Here is a 16,633-nt window from a genome sequence, read left to right as displayed (position 1 = left end):
TTGAGCCGCATTCGTCGTCAACGTCGTCCTGACAGTAATTATTCCTCTTTGGAAATATGTCAGGCAGAATTAGATAAAGCGATGATAATGTTTGAAAAGATCGATATTCCCGTATTTGATACTACGAATACTTCTATTGAAGAAATATCCAGTCGTGTTGTTCGCACCCTGGGACTTGCGCGCGAGCGCATCCGCGAATCAACCATTACATTTAACAAAACTAAAAATTTAAGGTAGGTGTCATGACCGAATATGTAATTCCACTCGATAAGTTGTGCATGAATGATGTCGGGAGAGTTGGCGGAAAAAATGCGTCTTTAGGCGAAATGTTACAAAATTTAGCGCCTTTGGGTGTCGCGGTTCCAAGCGGTTTTGCAACTACAGCTGATGCCTATAGAGAATTTTTACAGCATGACGGCTTACAGGATCAAATAAACGATTTATTACGTGAGCTGGATGTAGACAATGTTGTTGCCTTACAAAAAGCAGGCAAAACTATCCGCGATTGGATTATGACCATTCCGTATCCAGAAAAAATGGAAGCGGCCATTGATGAAGCTTATGAAAAATTAGTCCAAGAATACGGTACCTCAACCAGCTGGGCTGTTCGTTCATCTGCCACCGCTGAAGATTTACCGGATGCATCATTTGCCGGTCAACAAGAAACCTTCCTCAATGTTTCCGGTTTAGACAATATCAAGTTTGCCATTAGGGAAGTTTTTGCTTCTTTATTCAACGATCGGGCCATTGCCTATCGTGATCACCAAGGTTTTGAGCACAGTGAAGTCGCATTGTCTGCCGGCATTCAAAAAATGGTGCGCTCTGATATCGCTTCTGCAGGCGTCGCATTTACTTTGGACACAGAAAGCGGTTTCCGAGATGTCGTGTTTATCACGGGCAGCTATGGCCTGGGTGAAATGGTCGTTCAAGGTGCGGTTAACCCGGATGAGTTTTATGTGCATAAGACAACCTTAACGGCTGATCGTCCTGCGGTATTACGTAGAACACTGGGTCAGAAAGCACTCAAAATGATTTATTCCGGTGATGATAAAGCTCCCGTTAAAACGGTTGATGTTGATGCCGAAGAAAGATTACATTTTTGCCTCAATGATGAAGAAGTTGAATCATTAGCTCGCATGGCAATGATTATTGAGAAACATTATCAAAGACCTATGGATATCGAATGGGCTAAAGATGGTAATGATGGACAGATTTACATTGTGCAAGCACGTCCAGAAACCGTCGAAAGCCGCAGTGTCAATGTCACAGAGCAGTTCATCTTAAAAGATAAAGGTGAATTACTCGCTAGAGGTCGCGCTATTGGCAGAAAAATTGGTCGTGGCCGGGTTCGTATTCTGACCAGCCTGGATCAAATGGATCAATTTGAAGCAGGTGATGTGCTACTAACAGACATGACCGACCCGGATTGGGAACCGATCATGAAAAAAGCAGCCGCGATCATTACCAATCGTGGAGGTCGCACCTGTCATGCAGCCATTATTGCACGTGAATTAGGTATTCCAGCCGTTGTGGGTTGTGGCGATGCCACCGAAAAAGTTGCTGAAGGAACTACCGCCACGGTTTCCTGTGCTGAAGGTGATGAAGGTTATATTTATCAAGGACTGCTGGAATTTGAACATCGTATTCAGTCTTTGGATGAGATGCCTAAATTACCCGTTAAAATCATGATGAATGTGGGTAATCCAGACCGTGCCATGAGTTTCTCACAGCTGCCTAATGATGGCGTTGGTTTGGCTCGATTAGAATTCATTATCAATAACACCATTGGTATTCACCCTAAAGCCTTAATGGCCGCAGATGAAATGGATGCCGAGGTACAACAGATTATTAAGGAAAGAACCACTGCCTATGGTGATCCGGTTGAGTTTTACATCAGTCGTATTACTGAAGGCGTTTCCACCATTGCGGCTTCATTCCATCCTGCTAAAGTAATTGTCCGTATGTCTGATTTTAAATCGAACGAATACGGCAATTTAATTGGTGGCGCGCAGTTTGAACCACACGAAGAAAATCCGATGATTGGTTTCCGTGGTGCTGCACGTTACAGCTCGCCAGAATTTGAAGCTTGTTTTGAATTGGAATGTGAAGCAATCAAACGTGTTCGCGACGTCATGGGTTTGACCAACGTAGAAATCATGATTCCTTTTGTTCGTACGTTAACTGAAGCTGAAGCCGTTATTAATATTCTGAAAAAGAACGGCCTGGAACGCGGTAAAAATGGTTTGCGCGTCATCATGATGTGTGAATTGCCTTCAAATGCAGTGCTTGCAGATCAGTTTTTAGAATTCTTTGATGGCTTTTCCATCGGTTCTAATGACATGACTCAGCTGACATTAGGATTAGACCGCGACTCTGCACAGATTGCCAAAGCATTTGATGAGCGTGACCCAGCCGTTTTGGCCATGTTGGATATGGCGATTAATGCTTGCCACAAAGCTGATAAATATATTGGTATTTGTGGTCAGGGCCCATCTGACCATCCTGATTTGGCAGAATGGTTGCTTGAGCGTGGCATCACCAGTATTTCGTTAAACCCAGATACAGTTGTCAGTACCTGGCAGGCATTGGCTAAGCAATAAAAGCCGATAACCTAGCTGAACGTTTAATTTCATTAGACGAGCTGAAATCAATCAGCTCGTCGGTGAAATTGAACGCTCATTCAATTAATAGTTCTATATCAGCTTGTGCATGGCCCACACCATTGATAAGCAGTTCAATGGTGTGTCTGCCACTATAATAACGTCTTGTCGTCAGGCTTAAGAAGCCATGCGATTTGCTAAGCGAAATCTGTTCTCCCCTCCCCAGCTCAACATTCTTCCACTTAAACACCTTGGCTGTAGCTTTACCGTTGGCTTTCATATGCCAGACTCGATAATCCACCACAAATGTTTGTGGCTGCGATGCCCTCGAAATGAGCGTTGCCTCAATCCCTACGCTTTGTCCTAAGCTGATCTGCTGCTTACTAAGAGAAAGCCCAGCCTTTACTGCCGGATTATCACTGTAGCCTAATAACTGAAATACAGCAGGTTCCCCCGCCTTAATCAGACTGCGAAGTCCATGGCGTATTATCCAGCGACGTTGTGGGGTTGCCTCATTTATCCATTCACGGCAGAGTGCTATGACTCGCTGAGGATGATCTTTACTAATATCGTTTAAATTATTTGCGACGGATTTTTGGACATAATGACTGTTGTCATCTTTTAACTGTGTGAGTAGCGCAAATATGGGCTGTGGGTCGCGTTGTAAGGCTTTTAAATAACCGCCCCAAGGTAAGCGTGGCCGAATACCTTCTGACGCCAGGCGTCTGACATGTTCATCGGGATCATTACACCATTGCATTAAATGGCGATAAGTCAGCTCAAAATGGCCTTCAATATAGGGCCTGATAGCAAATTCAGCAGTAAATAAAGACGTCAGTTGTTTTAACAAATCCAATGCCACCTCTGGCTTTTGCAATCCTTGTTTGCCAGCAAAGTCGATTAACGGCCAAGCCATAAAGCTATGCCATCCATTATTATCCTGTTTATCAGGCCAGTTATTGGCAAGCTGTTTAAGCCATTTGGCATTCTCGGCATAATCACCCACCAAAAATGTAGCCAACGCTTGGCTAACATGCTCAACACGCGTCTTCAGCGGCATGGCATCTAATTGATGCGTTGTAAGTTTTATGAAATCCTCAGTGGGGAATACCGGTTGATATTGCTTGATTAATTCAGCCAACAGCCTGATATTTTGCGGATTGATATGATCTTTTAATAATGGTGCCGTAGTTGATTCAACAGGCAGTTCTGAACTGGCCATTTGTCATTACTCACTTTTTCCAGGCACAAAAAAAACCGTGGCTCTAGAGCCACGGTTTTTTATTGTACGGTATTGCGAGAGGATTAAGCTTGCGCTTTTGCTCTTCTACGCATTGCCATGAAGCCCATCAAACCAGAACCAAACAACCATACTGCTGCTGGTAATGGCACTTCAGATGGCATTGAAGTGAATTGACCCAACAATTTTACAGTGGTTTCTTTACCTTCTTTCAGGAAGATTTCATCAATCAGTTTGATACCATTTTTAGTATGGATACCGAAACCAGTTAATTCAAAGTAGTAATCGGTCCCAGCATAGCTTAAGAACTTAGTAGGTACAGAACTGATAAACGTTGTTGTATCACCGGTAGGATTCACAACATTATTCAGTGAAAAACCGTATGTAAAAGTTTCTGAAAAAGCAGAAGGTGAGCTGAAATTCAATGTTAATGATAAATCAACACTATTAGCTTGAGTACCAGAATAAATTGTACCGTTATAAAAATTCAGATAACCGGCAATAAAAGTTTGATCAACGTTAGCGTTGAAATTGGTATCAGAGTAGGTCAATGAACTTGGGTCTTCAGTGCTGCAAAAGATGAAGAAACAGCTAGTAACGCCTTGGCCCCAGGTAAAGTTATCAGTGCCAACACCCGTCGTTACCATACCAGACGGACCAGTAGGGTTTTCAAACGTACCTGATGTACTGCCTTGGAATGTAGCAGCATTAGCCGTTACAGAAGCAACTAACAATGAAGCAAAAAGTAGCAAATTTTTCATAAAACTTCCTTTTCAGAAAAAAGCAACCCGGCTATCTTTCATTAAGACCCGTGGCTTTCCGTCTCTTGGCTCACACCAAGGTTGGCACTCAGTTAATTTATATTGTTCCGGTTATCTACTGGAGCAATGGTGCCTATCTTAGAGGAAAAAATCCTAAAAACTATTGTACCTTGGTACTAGCTTTGAAATTTTTTGTAAAAAAATGCTAATTTCTTTTTACATTTTGAAGTTCTACGACTTTCTGTTGATCCTTTAATAGCCCATTAGATGCCAAAGTAATTTTTATCTTTTGTATTTCAAAAAATCAATAAAACTCGTCCAATGGGAGTTTTATTTCACTCAATAGATGAATAATCATTGATCACTTTTTAAATAAAGCAATGGATTCAACATGACTGGTATGGGGGAACATATCCATAATTCCCGTTTGAACCAATGTATAACCAAATTGATTCACTAGTTCACCCGCATCACGAGCCAAAGTTGCTGGATTACATGAAACATAGACAATAGTTTCAGCACCAAGATCTGCAATTTGACCCAATACTTCAAACGCCCCGCTTCGTGGAGGATCCAATAATACTTTGGTAAAACCAGCCTGGGCCCACGGATAATCTTTTAACTGAGTGACAGTTAAATCAGCCAGTTCAAATTCCGCATTTGTCAAACCATTAATGGCAGCATTGCGTTGAGCATGTGCAACCAATGATTTATCCCCTTCAACACCAACCACATTGTTGACACGTTTGGCTAATGGCAGGGTAAAATTTCCTAAGCCACAAAATAGATCTAAGACACGGTCTGTTTCTTGTAAATCCAGTAGCTCAATCGCCTTGGCAATCATTTTATGGTTAATCCCAGCATTGACCTGAGTGAAATCACCTGGGGCAAACTCCAGTCTCAGTCCTTCCTCAGGGGCGTAATGCAGTTGTGGCTCTTCTGGCCATAAAGGCATGACGGTATCTGGCCCACCTGATTGTTGATAAATCCACAAATCATGTTGCTGACCATAGTTGATCAGTTTTTGTTTATCTGTTTCGCACAGTGGATCCATATTGCGAAAAACCAAGGCCGTGTTGACATCATCCATCGCTACTTCTATCTGTGCGATACGGTTGTAAGCTTCGAGACTGGCAATAATTTTGCCAAGCTCTTCCAACCGCAAACCCACTCGAGGATCGAGAACTTCACATTGAGTGAGTTCGGCTAAATACGGTGTTCCTTTTTCCCGAAAACCGACCAGCACCTTTTCTTTTTTGGTGACATATCGCACACCTAAGCGTGCTTTACGTCTATATCCCCATAGTGGTCCAGTTAAAGGCGCTAACCACTGCTCAGGAGTGAGTTGTCCGAAATGAGACATTTGCTCTTTTAAAGTATCTTGTTTCAAGCTTAATTGGGCTTCTGGTGACATATGCATCAAACTGCAACCGCCACAAATCCCAAAATGTTGGCATTTAGCTTCAACGCGATCTACTGAGGCATTTTCGACAGAGACGACTTTGGCTTCGTCATATTTTTTATGCAGTCGGGTATATAGAAAAGACACGTTCTCACCAGCCAGTGCGCCATCGACAAAGACTGTTTTACCGTCAATTCTGGCAATGCCACGACCATCATGTGAAAGGCTTTCTATAACAGCCTGGACAGCCTCCGCTGGGAGCCTTTTTTTGTGATTACGACGTGCCATTGGTTCAAACCTATAAACGAAATTTACATAAAAAAAGTCCGGTTATGACTTGGCATAACCGGACTTAAACTAGATTAAAAAATTATTTTTGCTGCCAACTGCCGCCTTGTTGAAACCACCAGCCTTTTGCGGCATTACTTATCCAACGTCTGGCAAATGTTTCTTGGATTTCAGATTCCCATTCAGGATGACCATTAGCACGGGCAATTTCTGCATATAACGCTTTACGATCCTGATTCTCTTCAGCAACCAAGGTATTAACAGTATTACGATCTTTTAATGGTACGGCAGACGCTTCACGTAGCGTGATTAAGCCGTCACTAGTTAATCCCACCGCTCCCGTTTGATAATAAGGATGTAACCGCTCATGCCGTTGTTTCATTTTGGCTTGCAATGCATTTATAGCCGGTGAATTAATATTCAGATTAGCTTCTGCTTGCGCGGGGGAAACTAACCAATTCAACACTTGCATAGCAATTGGCAGGTTTTGCTTAAGCTGACTGCTATCTTCCGGTGCGGCAGGTTGAGGCGGTGTTCCATCTCGGCTCCACACTTCTTCAATAATACGATCGGCTGCTTTCTCTGCAGCTGCAGCAGGGAAATAGATATTTATTGTCACGCAGGAAATCAGCATCAAACCCGCTGTACTGCCCATTAACCATTTTAATAAACGCATTCGATTTTCCTTTATTGAATAACCGGTCCGTCGCTATGACTGACCGCTTTTAACCTGGCAATTAATTCCGGCCAATCTACCACTCGGGTATAGCCAACCACATTAATCCATGGCGGCAGGCCACCACCTTTCACTATATAGTATCCCTGCTCTGTCGGTTCGATACCGTCCATTTGACAGACTGAATTCATCAAACGACAACTTAGACCAATTTTTTTATAGGAAAAGTCTTCAAACAATCCCATAAATCCTCGCGATAAAATTGCCGAGGGACCACCACCAACTTGCGAGATATTATTCACCGCCCTCTGACTGATTCGCCGCCGACCCGGATCGTCGTCAGGTGTTTCAAATAAGGCATCAAATTGCACTGGTTGCCAATTGGATAATCGAAGATTATAAATTTGACCGTTCAATTTGCCGCTTATAGTACCAAAATCAAACGTATTGGTGAGTGTCTGTAAATCCAGTCGGTTTATATCAATATTCGCGTAAAGCTGCGGCAAACTACCAAATGGCTGTTGTAAACGGAGATCTTTTATTACCGTTGTCCCATCAAATAGTTTGAGCAACAATGCGCCATCCACACTGATTTGTTCTTTTGCATAACTGACTTTGGGAATCATGCCTGATAATTTTCCCTGCAATTCTGGCCAGCCTAATAAAAGGCTTAACTTGTCCATCGAAATGGGACTTAACACCCCTTCAAATTGCCAGTTCACCCCTTGCTCTTCTGCCAAACCTAATTGAAAGTCATTCAGTATCAATCCACCATCGAGAATGGGTAAAGACAAGCTTTCAGTAAATTGGATCTGATTCTGACTGACTTCTGCCTGTAGGTTCGAACCACCTAATGGCACCTTAAGTATAGAGGCGGACTGCCAACTTACTGCAACTGGCAATACGGTCGGTTGATTGGTCCAACCCAGTTGCCCATCTAGGCTTTCAATACTGAAGCGTTCCGCCTCATCAGCCACACTGACCGATTGCAAGTCCATAGTGACGAGATAGTGATTAGGCTGCCATTGCACATTGGCATTCACTTGCCCGGATGTTTGCAGGCGGCTTAGCGAAGAGCCAGTGAAAAACGGCTGTAGCCAACTTTTGTATAGCTGAGCTAAGTTGCTACTGTTGAGATCCAGTTGCACGTTTTGTAATTGTGTATTCTGTCCTTGTAGTTTTCCATTTGCCTGGACTGATGCATCTTGCTCAAACCACAGATCATTTATTTGCCAACGCTTATCTTCACTATTAAATTGCCCTTCACTGCGAATCATGATCGACTGCTCGGCCACATCTAAAAACACCGGATCAAAATAGGCTTGCCCATCATCCAAGGTTAAGGTTTGTTGCCAGAACCAATTATTAGCCTCGGTGTGCAATTTTAGCTGTAGTTGTGCTGCTAAATTCTCGCCTACATAACGGCCAGTAGCATCAGAAAAAGTAACGTTATTAAATATGCCGGAAATCGTCGCAGAGCGGAGCTGCTGATGCTCGCCACTAAGCTCGGCATCAATATCCGCCACAGCGCTGATATTCCATTGTGAAATACTGCTTTGTTGCTGCTCGCTAATATATGGAGAAATAGAAGTGATTAGACTACTCAGCGAAATTTGCTGTCCTGCAAGCTGCGTTTGCCATTTTCCTTGTTGATAATTTGCCTGAACATTCAACACACCCTGAGCTAGTTGGATGCCATTTAATGTTATTTGATAGTTCTCTTCTTCAGCACGGGATTGCACTTTAAAGGCTATTGTTTGACTGCCCCAATGCTTATGGGTGAATTCGACTTGTCCTGCCTGACAGTCAATTTGCTCGGATAACCAACGTAAAGAATCGCAGCGAAGGCTGACATTTGAAAGTCGACCAAAAGGTTCAGCTAACTGAACACTTTTAGCCTTTGCGGTGATAAACAATCCGGTAGTTTGTAAATTGACTTCAACTTGCAGATCAGTGATGTCGATTTGCTCGCTCGACCAGTTTCCAATCTGTATAGCTATTTGTTCAATTGCTCTGACTGAAGAAGTTGCCACGAGCAACAACACCATTAAGGCAATTGCATATCTCGTCGTGGAGGACATTACTCTGCGGGAAACACACCCGTGGAAAGATAACGATCACCACGGTCACAAATAATGCAGACGATTACCGCATTGCTGACGGATTCGGATAATCGTAAAGCCGCAGCAACACTGCCACCCGACGAAACCCCACAGAAAATACCTTCTTCACTGGCGAGTCGACGCATTGTCTCTTCAGCCACTTCCTGCTCTATATCCAAAGTCAGATCAACTCTTTCTGGCTCAAAGATTTCTGGTAAGTAAGCGGCAGGCCAACGCCTGATACCCGGAATTTTTGCTCCATCGACTGGCTGCACACCGACAATTTGCACCGCTGAGTTTTGTTCTTTCAAATATTTTGAAACCCCCATAATGGTGCCGGTGGTCCCCATGGCACTGACAAAATGGGTTACTTCACCATGAGTATCACGCCAAATTTCGGGCCCGGTTGTTTCGTAATGTGCCAACGGATTATCAAAATTACCAAATTGATTGAGGACCTTGCCTTCTCCCATCGCCTGCATTTGCAGTGCTAAATCACGTGCTGATTCCATTCCATCGGTTAAGATAATTTCTGCGCCATAAGCCCGCATTGATGCACGTCGCTCAAGGCTCATACTTTCCGGCATAATCAAAATCATCCGATAGCCAAGAATGGCAGCAACCATCGCCAGAGCAATACCGGTATTGCCACTGGTGGCTTCAATTAGCGTATCTCCGGGTTGAATATCACCTCTCAGTTGCGCATGGCGAATCATGCTGGCAACTGGTCGGTCTTTAACTGATCCGGCTGGATTATTGCCTTCCAGTTTTGCCAGAATAGTATTGCTGGTATTTCCAGGTAAACGCTGTAAACGCACTAGCGGAGTATTGCCTATAAAGGATTCGATGGTCGGATATTCTGTCATCTTAGCCTTCCATTAATACAACATAGGCAGTGGCGTAATCACCATCGTCACTCAGACTGAGCATGGCCGTTTGGATATTTTTTTCTGCTAATAACTGCTCAGCATAGTCATGAAATACCAGTTCCGGTTTTCCTAGGTCATTATTTCGAACCGTGATATGTTGCAGGCTTAGTCCATCACGAAACCCTGTACCAAGTGCTTTAGCCGTCGCTTCTTTGGCAGCAAAACGTTTCGCCAGAAATGCTGCGGGTTGTTTGTTTTTTTGAAACTGCTCGAACTCGCTGATATCCAGAATCCGCTGCGCCGCTTTATCACCGTATTTTGTTAGCATTTCAGCGATTCGTGGGATATGCACCAAATCTGTGCCAATACCACTGATCATCCTCGACGGGCTTCCTGCATCAATTGTTTCATTTCACGCACTGCTGCCTGAAAACCGGTAAAAAATGAGCGTGCCACAATCGCATGGCCGATATTGAGTTCAACTAACTCTTTGATGGCCGCAATAGGCTGAACATTATGATAATGCAAACCATGACCGGCATTCACCTGTAAACCCATCGCATGAGCTTGTTCAGCTGCTTTGCGAATGATCTTCAATTCTTTTTTGGCTTCCGCTGCTGAACTGGCTTCAGCATAACGCCCGGTATGTAATTCAATCACTGGCGCACCGCAAGCGACGGCTGCTTCAATCTGTTTTAATTCTGGGTCGATAAATAACGACACCGTTATCCCAGCTTCAGCCAGGCGGACGCAAGCATCATGCATACGTGATTGTTGACCGGCTACATCCAGCCCACCTTCTGTTGTCAGTTCTTCACGACGTTCAGGTACTAGACAGCAATCAGCTGGACGGTAATGTTCAGCAATAGCGAGCATTTCATCGGTAACAGCCATTTCCAAATTCATTTTGGTTTGCAGAATATCAGCCAGCATCCTGACATCGCGATCTTGGATATGGCGCCGATCTTCGCGTAAATGTAGCGTAATACTGTCGGCACCGGCTTGTTCTGCTTCAATAGCCGCCTGAATCGGATCAGGGTAACGTGTACCCCGGGCTTGTCTTAACGTGGCCACATGATCAATATTGACGCCAAGATAAATCGACATGATGTTCCTTATTAATTCGCTGTTTTAGGGCCGGCATACTGTTGCATTTCAGCAAACAACTGCCGACTTTTCAGCGGTTTGCCACCTAGATAGTAGTTTATTACTAAACGCATCAGCTGCTTTGTTTCATTGAGGCTTTCTGCATTAGTAAGGTTTTCCTGTTGCAACTGCAACAAACTTTCACCTGAAATAATACGTTTGATGTCATTTTTTAAACACGGTTGTAAACCTTGATCAGGCTGATAGCTATAATGCTGATGCTCTATAACAGGTTGACCATCGCTATCCGTCGTCAAATCCAACCCATAACCCAAAGCTTCTAACAATCGCTTTTCAAAAAGCCTTAATTCCTGTTCTACTTGATCTGCTTGCTGTAAACCTTCCAGTACCCTTTGATAGGCATCAAACACTAATGGTTCAGGTTGTTGCTGAGTAAGCAAGCGAACTAACAATTCATTGATATACAAACCACATAAAGTGGCATGTCCCTGTAGCCAATAAGGGGCACTGGTCGTTTCGATTTTACTCAATGTAAGCAAATCACCTCGACCAAACCAATTCAGCCACAAAGGTTGGAATAATTGCAGTGGATTATTGTGACGACGTTTATTTTGTCGTATGCCCCGCGCCACCAGACTTAACCGACCATAATCAGCGGTAAATACATCCAGCAGTAAGCTGGTTTCCCGATAAGGGCGTTGATGTAAAACAAATGCCTGGGTGAATTCCACCGCGTCGCCTAATCAAAGATCGTCGTTATAACCTAAGTTTCGTAACATGCGTTCATTATCAGACCAACCTTCACGCACTTTGACCCATAATTGCAGAAAAACTTTGCAGCCAAATAATTTTTCCATGTCTTCTCTGGCATCTTTACCGACTTGCTTGAGCAACTCGCCTTTTTTACCAATAACGATAGATTTTTGACCACTGCGTTCGACATAAATAACAGCACTGATACGAAACATACCGTTGTCATCTTCAAATTGTTCGATATCAACCGTTAATGAATATGGCAGTTCTTGCCCAAGATGACGGAACAGTTTTTCACGCACCATTTCGGCTGCCAGAAAACGGGAACTGCGATCGGTAAGCTGATCTTCATCAAAAATCATCTCGCCTTCAGGCATTAATTTATATATCGACTCTTCAAGAGATTCAAGATTGATGCCTTTACGCGCAGATAAAGGCACGATATCGGTAAATTTAAACAAAGCGGCCAGCTTTTCTACCTGTGGAAACAGAGTCGCTTTATCTTCTAATTTATCAATTTTATTCATCACCAAAATGACAGGCTTGGTGGTTTCCTTTAATTTCTGTAAGACCCGCTCATCCTCTTCGGTCCACTTCATGCCTTCAACTACAAAGACCACCACATCGACATCTTCCACAGAAGCGGCAGCAGCACGGTTCATATAACGATTCATCGCCCGTTTACCGTCACTGTGAATGCCGGGTGTATCAACATAGATAAATTGACTCTGTTCTGTCGTTTTAATACCCAAAATACGATGGCGGGTTGTTTGTGGACGACGAGAAGTAATGCACAGTTTTTGGCCCAACACTCGATTAATTAGAGTGGATTTACCGACATTAGGTCGGCCAATAATGGCGACATAGCCACTGCGAAAAGCGTGTTCTTCATTCATAATTTTGACTCGATTAGCGTCAGGGCGCGTTCAGCGGCTTTTTTTTCAGCCTTACGATGACTACTTCCCTGAGCCACGACTAATTTATTCAATAAACTCACCTGACAGGAAGCCTCAAATACAGGCTGGTTATCGGCGGATTCAATTTCTTTCACACTGTAAAGTGGTAATGGTAATTTGCGGCTTTGCAATAATTCCTGCAGCCGGGTTTTAGGATCTTTAACTGTTTCAGTTACGTCGATTGAGTCCAGACGCTCATCGTAAAGACGGAGAATCAGAGGCTTAACCACTTCAATACCACTGTCTAAAAACAATGCACCAAAAATGGCTTCCAGGGTGTCTGCTAAAATCGATTCACGACGAAACCCACCACTTTTCAATTCGCCTTGGCCGAGAATTAACACCTCACCTAATTTGAGTTCACGTGCAATTTCTGCCAACGTTTCCCCTTTAACTAGGCTTGCTCTTAGACGACTCATCTTGCCTTCTTTAGCCTGTGGAAAACGGTTAAATAGTTCTTCGGCAATCACAAAACTCAATATCGCATCACCTAGATATTCTAGCCGTTCATTATTTTTTGGGGCGGCACTGCGATGAGTCAGTGCTTGCAGTAACAATTCTTCATTTTTGAACAGAATGCCAAGTTGCTGGCAAAGCTTTTTCTGTTTGATGTTTATCATCGATTGGCTGGTTCCACATCTACTTCAGTGACAAAATGTCCCACTAAATCAATATGGGCAATAAACGGTTTACGTACTTCATAATCAATGACGATTTTGGTCACGTAGGCATTACTTCTACCGCGGGATAATTCAATATTTTCTTTCTTAACACTGGAAATATAACCCGTATTAAACCGACGGCTCAGCAATAACATCACTTGTTCGTTGGTGAGTTTATTGTTTTTTAATTCAGTTTCCATGGACTTCATGATTTGTAAAACACCGTAGTATTCCTGATACATCGGCACTAATCGCATGGTTATGGTGGCAAAAAATGCAATGATTGCCAGCACAATTACCCAGCTGATTAACGTCATTCCTTGTTGTTTTTTCATGATTCATTCCTCACGCCTTGTGTGACGCTTTTCAATTCACAACAATGACGAATTTGAAAGATAAATAGAACCTAGTTAATAGAACGCCCCACCCTAGACCAAACAATACCACCCTCGTCCCAATTCCAACTCATCCATATGAAGAAGGCTTTACCGACCAGATTTTCTTCCGGCACCGTTCCCCAGACACGACTATCATTACTATTATCGCGATTGTCGCCCATCACAAAGAAGTGGCCTTCTGGAACCGTTATTTCGCCTTCCATTGACATGCGTTGCGGATCCACCAAGATGTCATGCGAATCATCTGTTAACTGTTCCTGCTTAAGCTCAGCACGCGGCGCAATCATCCCAGCCAAATCCGCAGGCCTATCTCCAGCTGTTTGTTTAATTTCCTGACCGTTGATAAACAGTGTTTTATTAAAGTAACCGACTTTATCACCGGGCAATCCGATAACCCGTTTTATATAATCAGTTTCAGGGTGCGGGGGAAAACGAAACACCATCACATCGCCACGTTCAGGACTACCTGTGTTGAGAATTTTGGTGTTAATCACTGGCAAACGAACACCATATGAAAACTTGTTCACCAAAATAAAATCTCCCACATGTAGGGTCGGTAACATAGATGAAGAAGGAATACGAAATGGTTCAGCAACAAAAGAGCGAATCACTAAAACCAGTAAAATAATTGGAAAAAATGAGCGGGCATATTCCACAATCGCCGGTTCATTTTCGTTCACAGCCCGTTGAGGCGCTAACCAAAAACGATCAACTAACCATATTAGGCCGGTTATCGCGACCAGTAACACCATAATTGCGGGAAAACTCACTAAGCGCTCCTTTTAAGATTTCTTAGATAACTGCAATACAGCCAAGAAGGCTTCTTGCGGCACATCCACTTTGCCAATAGATTTCATTCGTTTTTTACCGGCTTTTTGTTTTTCTAGCAATTTACGTTTACGAGAAACGTCGCCTCCGTAACATTTTGCCAAAACATTTTTACGCATTGCCTTGACCGTTGAGCGCGCAATAATATGCCCACCAATGGCTGCCTGAATCGCCACATCAAACATTTGGCGTGGTATCAACTCCTGCATTTTTTCAACTAATAGCCTGCCCCGTGACACACTTTGATCTTTGTGCACAATCATGGATAAAGCGTCTACTTTTTCGCCATTGATTAATATGTCTAATTTAACTAATGGCGCCGCTTCAAAACGGATAAAGTGATAGTCCAATGATGCATAACCACGACTGACCGATTTAATGCGGTCGAAGAAATCAATGACCACTTCATTCATTGGCAATTCATAGGTCAGCGCAACCTGTTTCCCCATATATTGCATCGATTTCTGCACACCACGCTTTTCAACACAAAGCGTAATCACGGCACCAAGATAATCTTGGGGAACCAACATATCGGCTATAACAATTGGTTCGCGGATTTCTTCAACTGAACCGGCATCCGGCAGTGAGGCCGGGTTTTCAATCTTAATCACATCACCTTTTTTCGTGACGACTTCAAATACAACGGTCGGCGCTGTGGTGATCAGATCCAGATCGTATTCCCGTTCCAACCGTTCCTGAATAATCTCCATATGCAGCAAGCCTAGGAAACCGCAGCGGAATCCAAAACCCAATGCCTGTGAGTTTTCCGGTTCAAAAAACAACGAGGAATCGTTTAGGCGTAACTTACCCAAGGCTTCACGAAACGCATCATAGTCATCACTGCTGACCGGAAATACACCAGCATAAACCTGTGGTGTCACTGATTTAAAGCCTGGCAACATTTCGGTTGAACCATGTTGAGAGGTCGTTAAGGTATCGCCCACCGGTGCACCATCAATTTCTTTGACGCCCGAAATCACATAGCCGACTTCACCACAGTTCAAGGCAGGACGTTTACTGCGTTTCGGGGTAAACACACCTACTTCATCAACTTGATATTCTTGCCCAGTCGACATGACTTTGATTTTATCGCGGGTTTTCAGTCGGCCTTGTTTGATACGAACCAGAGAGATAACCCCAACGTAGCTGTCAAACCAGGAATCAATAATCAGTGCCTTTAATGGCCCTTCTGGATCGCCTTGGGGAGGAGGAATCCGTGCCACCAATTCTTCAAGGACTTCATCAATACCCACACCGGTTTTGGCACTGCAACGCACTGCATTCAATGCATCGACACCAATTATATCTTCGATTTCCTGTGCCACCCGATCTGGCTCAGCTGCAGGCAAATCAATTTTGTTCAAGACCGGTAACACTTCAAGACCAAGGTCAATAGCGGTATAACAATTGGCCACACTTTGCGCTTCAACGCCTTGTGCAGCATCAACCACCAGCAATGCGCCTTCACAAGCCGCAAGCGAACGTGATACTTCATAAGAAAAGTCAACGTGGCCGGGTGTATCGATAAAGTTAAGATGATAAGTTTCGCCATCTTTCGCGGTGTAATCTAGCGAGACACTTTGTGCCTTGATAGTAATGCCACGTTCTTTTTCGATGTCCATTGAATCAAGAACTTGTTGGGACATCTCACGTTCAGTCAATCCACCACAGATTTGGATAAACCGATCTGCGATAGTGGATTTGCCGTGGTCTATATGAGCAATAATTGAGAAGTTTCTAATATTTTTCATTGAGTAGCGATTTTGAACGTATCGGAGTTTGAAATATGGTGTTGCAAGATGTGTTCAGCTCCATGATTTAGAATGTGTTGCCAACGCGAATCCCGCATCGGGCAAATGACCCGGTATTATACGCACTTAACTGAGTTATAACGATAATAAATAGCGTGATACTAAGTTGTTTTACAGGGCTTAACCCAAAAGATCACTGTAAAAGCATTGCTTAAATAATAAGAATCATTAGCATTAAGC

Annotated in this window: 16 protein-coding genes and 1 riboswitch; of the genes, 2 read left to right on the top strand and 14 right to left on the bottom strand. The window is 43.5% G+C overall.

What is annotated here, in order from left to right:
• Together ACN0V2_RS01150 and ppsA are read left to right on the top strand one after the other, a co-directional pair.
• Positions 1-237: kinase/pyrophosphorylase (locus ACN0V2_RS01150; RefSeq protein ID WP_417548953.1), on the top strand; the 237-nt coding region annotated here is incomplete at its 5' end.
• Between the two features lie 5 nt (positions 238-242).
• Complete coding sequence (gene ppsA / locus ACN0V2_RS01145; RefSeq protein ID WP_417548952.1) at positions 243-2,600, top strand: phosphoenolpyruvate synthase; 2,358 nt, start codon at positions 243-245, stop codon at positions 2,598-2,600.
• Between the two features lie 76 nt (positions 2,601-2,676).
• On the opposite strand, the gene ACN0V2_RS01140 is transcribed toward ppsA, so the two are convergent.
• The 14 genes from ACN0V2_RS01140 to lepA form a co-directional block, all read right to left on the bottom strand.
• Entirely contained in the window at positions 2,677-3,822 is a 1,146-nt protein-coding gene (locus tag ACN0V2_RS01140; RefSeq protein WP_417548951.1) for a DNA alkylation repair protein, read from the bottom strand.
• Positions 3,823-3,905: 83 nt separating this feature from the next.
• Positions 3,906-4,601: a choice-of-anchor K domain-containing protein gene (locus tag ACN0V2_RS01135; protein WP_417548950.1), complete on the bottom strand. Its 696-nt coding sequence runs from the start codon at positions 4,599-4,601 to the stop codon at positions 3,906-3,908.
• A gap of 18 nt (positions 4,602-4,619) precedes the next feature.
• Positions 4,620-4,697: riboswitch (cyclic di-GMP riboswitch) on the bottom strand.
• A gap of 265 nt (positions 4,698-4,962) precedes the next feature.
• On the bottom strand, positions 4,963-6,291 hold the full coding sequence (rlmD, locus tag ACN0V2_RS01130; RefSeq protein ID WP_417548949.1) for a 23S rRNA (uracil(1939)-C(5))-methyltransferase RlmD: 1,329 nt from the start codon (positions 6,289-6,291) through the stop codon (positions 4,963-4,965).
• An 82-nt stretch (positions 6,292-6,373) separates the two neighbouring features.
• Complete coding sequence (locus ACN0V2_RS01125; RefSeq protein ID WP_417548948.1) at positions 6,374-6,967, bottom strand: YdbL family protein; 594 nt, start codon at positions 6,965-6,967, stop codon at positions 6,374-6,376.
• 11 nt (positions 6,968-6,978) lie between these two features.
• Complete coding sequence (locus ACN0V2_RS01120) at positions 6,979-9,000, bottom strand: hypothetical protein (protein ID WP_417548947.1); 2,022 nt, start codon at positions 8,998-9,000, stop codon at positions 6,979-6,981.
• A gap of 47 nt (positions 9,001-9,047) precedes the next feature.
• Positions 9,048-9,935 carry a cysteine synthase CysM gene (gene cysM / locus ACN0V2_RS01115; protein WP_417548946.1) on the bottom strand — a complete coding sequence of 296 codons (888 nt, stop codon included), beginning with the start codon at positions 9,933-9,935 and terminating at the stop codon, positions 9,048-9,050.
• 1 nt (position 9,936) lies between these two features.
• Complete coding sequence (acpS, locus tag ACN0V2_RS01110) at positions 9,937-10,317, bottom strand: holo-ACP synthase (protein ID WP_417548945.1); 381 nt, start codon at positions 10,315-10,317, stop codon at positions 9,937-9,939.
• Positions 10,314-11,045, bottom strand: coding sequence for a pyridoxine 5'-phosphate synthase (gene pdxJ, locus ACN0V2_RS01105; RefSeq protein WP_417548944.1), 732 nt, complete (start codon positions 11,043-11,045; stop codon positions 10,314-10,316). The genes acpS and pdxJ overlap by 4 nt, the downstream gene beginning before the upstream one ends.
• 11 nt (positions 11,046-11,056) lie before the next feature.
• Positions 11,057-11,776 carry a DNA repair protein RecO gene (recO, locus tag ACN0V2_RS01100; RefSeq protein ID WP_417548943.1) on the bottom strand — a complete coding sequence of 240 codons (720 nt, stop codon included), beginning with the start codon at positions 11,774-11,776 and terminating at the stop codon, positions 11,057-11,059.
• A 12-nt stretch (positions 11,777-11,788) separates the two neighbouring features.
• Positions 11,789-12,694, bottom strand: a complete 906-nt coding sequence (gene era, locus ACN0V2_RS01095) for a GTPase Era (RefSeq protein ID WP_417548942.1) — start codon at positions 12,692-12,694, stop codon at positions 11,789-11,791.
• Positions 12,691-13,374 (bottom strand): ribonuclease III, encoded by a 684-nt coding sequence (gene rnc / locus ACN0V2_RS01090; protein WP_417548941.1) that lies wholly within the window; start codon positions 13,372-13,374, stop codon positions 12,691-12,693. Before rnc ends, era begins: the two co-directional genes overlap by 4 nt.
• On the bottom strand, positions 13,371-13,751 hold the full coding sequence (locus tag ACN0V2_RS01085; RefSeq protein ID WP_417548940.1) for a DUF4845 domain-containing protein: 381 nt from the start codon (positions 13,749-13,751) through the stop codon (positions 13,371-13,373). The genes rnc and ACN0V2_RS01085 overlap by 4 nt, the downstream gene beginning before the upstream one ends.
• 71 nt (positions 13,752-13,822) lie before the next feature.
• Positions 13,823-14,584, bottom strand: a complete 762-nt coding sequence (gene lepB / locus ACN0V2_RS01080; RefSeq protein ID WP_417548939.1) for a signal peptidase I — start codon at positions 14,582-14,584, stop codon at positions 13,823-13,825.
• 12 nt (positions 14,585-14,596) lie between these two features.
• Positions 14,597-16,393 carry a translation elongation factor 4 gene (gene lepA, locus ACN0V2_RS01075; RefSeq protein WP_417548938.1) on the bottom strand — a complete coding sequence of 599 codons (1,797 nt, stop codon included), beginning with the start codon at positions 16,391-16,393 and terminating at the stop codon, positions 14,597-14,599.
• Between the last annotated feature and the right edge of the window lie 240 nt (positions 16,394-16,633).

It is taken from the genome of Methylophaga sp. (assembly GCF_048266885.1).
GTDB lineage: Bacteria > Pseudomonadota > Gammaproteobacteria > Nitrosococcales > Methylophagaceae > Methylophaga.
The sequence above is the reverse complement of the archived record's forward strand: the minus strand, read 5'-3'. Positions and strand labels throughout refer to the sequence as shown.

Excerpts from the sequence above, each read along its gene's own strand:
- ppsA (WP_417548952.1), top strand. The coding sequence starts at position 243 with ATGACCGAATATGTAATTCCACTCGATAAGTTGTGCATGAATGATGTC.
- ACN0V2_RS01140 (WP_417548951.1), bottom strand. The coding sequence starts at position 3,822 with ATGGCCAGTTCAGAACTGCCTGTTGAATCAACTACGGCACCATTATTA.
- ACN0V2_RS01135 (WP_417548950.1), bottom strand. The coding sequence starts at position 4,601 with ATGAAAAATTTGCTACTTTTTGCTTCATTGTTAGTTGCTTCTGTAACG.
- rlmD (WP_417548949.1), bottom strand. The coding sequence starts at position 6,291 with ATGGCACGTCGTAATCACAAAAAAAGGCTCCCAGCGGAGGCTGTCCAG.
- ACN0V2_RS01125 (WP_417548948.1), bottom strand. The coding sequence starts at position 6,967 with ATGCGTTTATTAAAATGGTTAATGGGCAGTACAGCGGGTTTGATGCTG.
- cysM (WP_417548946.1), bottom strand. The coding sequence starts at position 9,935 with ATGACAGAATATCCGACCATCGAATCCTTTATAGGCAATACTCCGCTA.
- acpS (WP_417548945.1), bottom strand. The coding sequence starts at position 10,317 with ATGATCAGTGGTATTGGCACAGATTTGGTGCATATCCCACGAATCGCT.
- pdxJ (WP_417548944.1), bottom strand. The coding sequence starts at position 11,045 with ATGTCGATTTATCTTGGCGTCAATATTGATCATGTGGCCACGTTAAGA.
- era (WP_417548942.1), bottom strand. The coding sequence starts at position 12,694 with ATGAATGAAGAACACGCTTTTCGCAGTGGCTATGTCGCCATTATTGGC.
- rnc (WP_417548941.1), bottom strand. The coding sequence starts at position 13,374 with ATGATAAACATCAAACAGAAAAAGCTTTGCCAGCAACTTGGCATTCTG.
- ACN0V2_RS01085 (WP_417548940.1), bottom strand. The coding sequence starts at position 13,751 with ATGAAAAAACAACAAGGAATGACGTTAATCAGCTGGGTAATTGTGCTG.
- lepA (WP_417548938.1), bottom strand. The coding sequence starts at position 16,393 with ATGAAAAATATTAGAAACTTCTCAATTATTGCTCATATAGACCACGGC.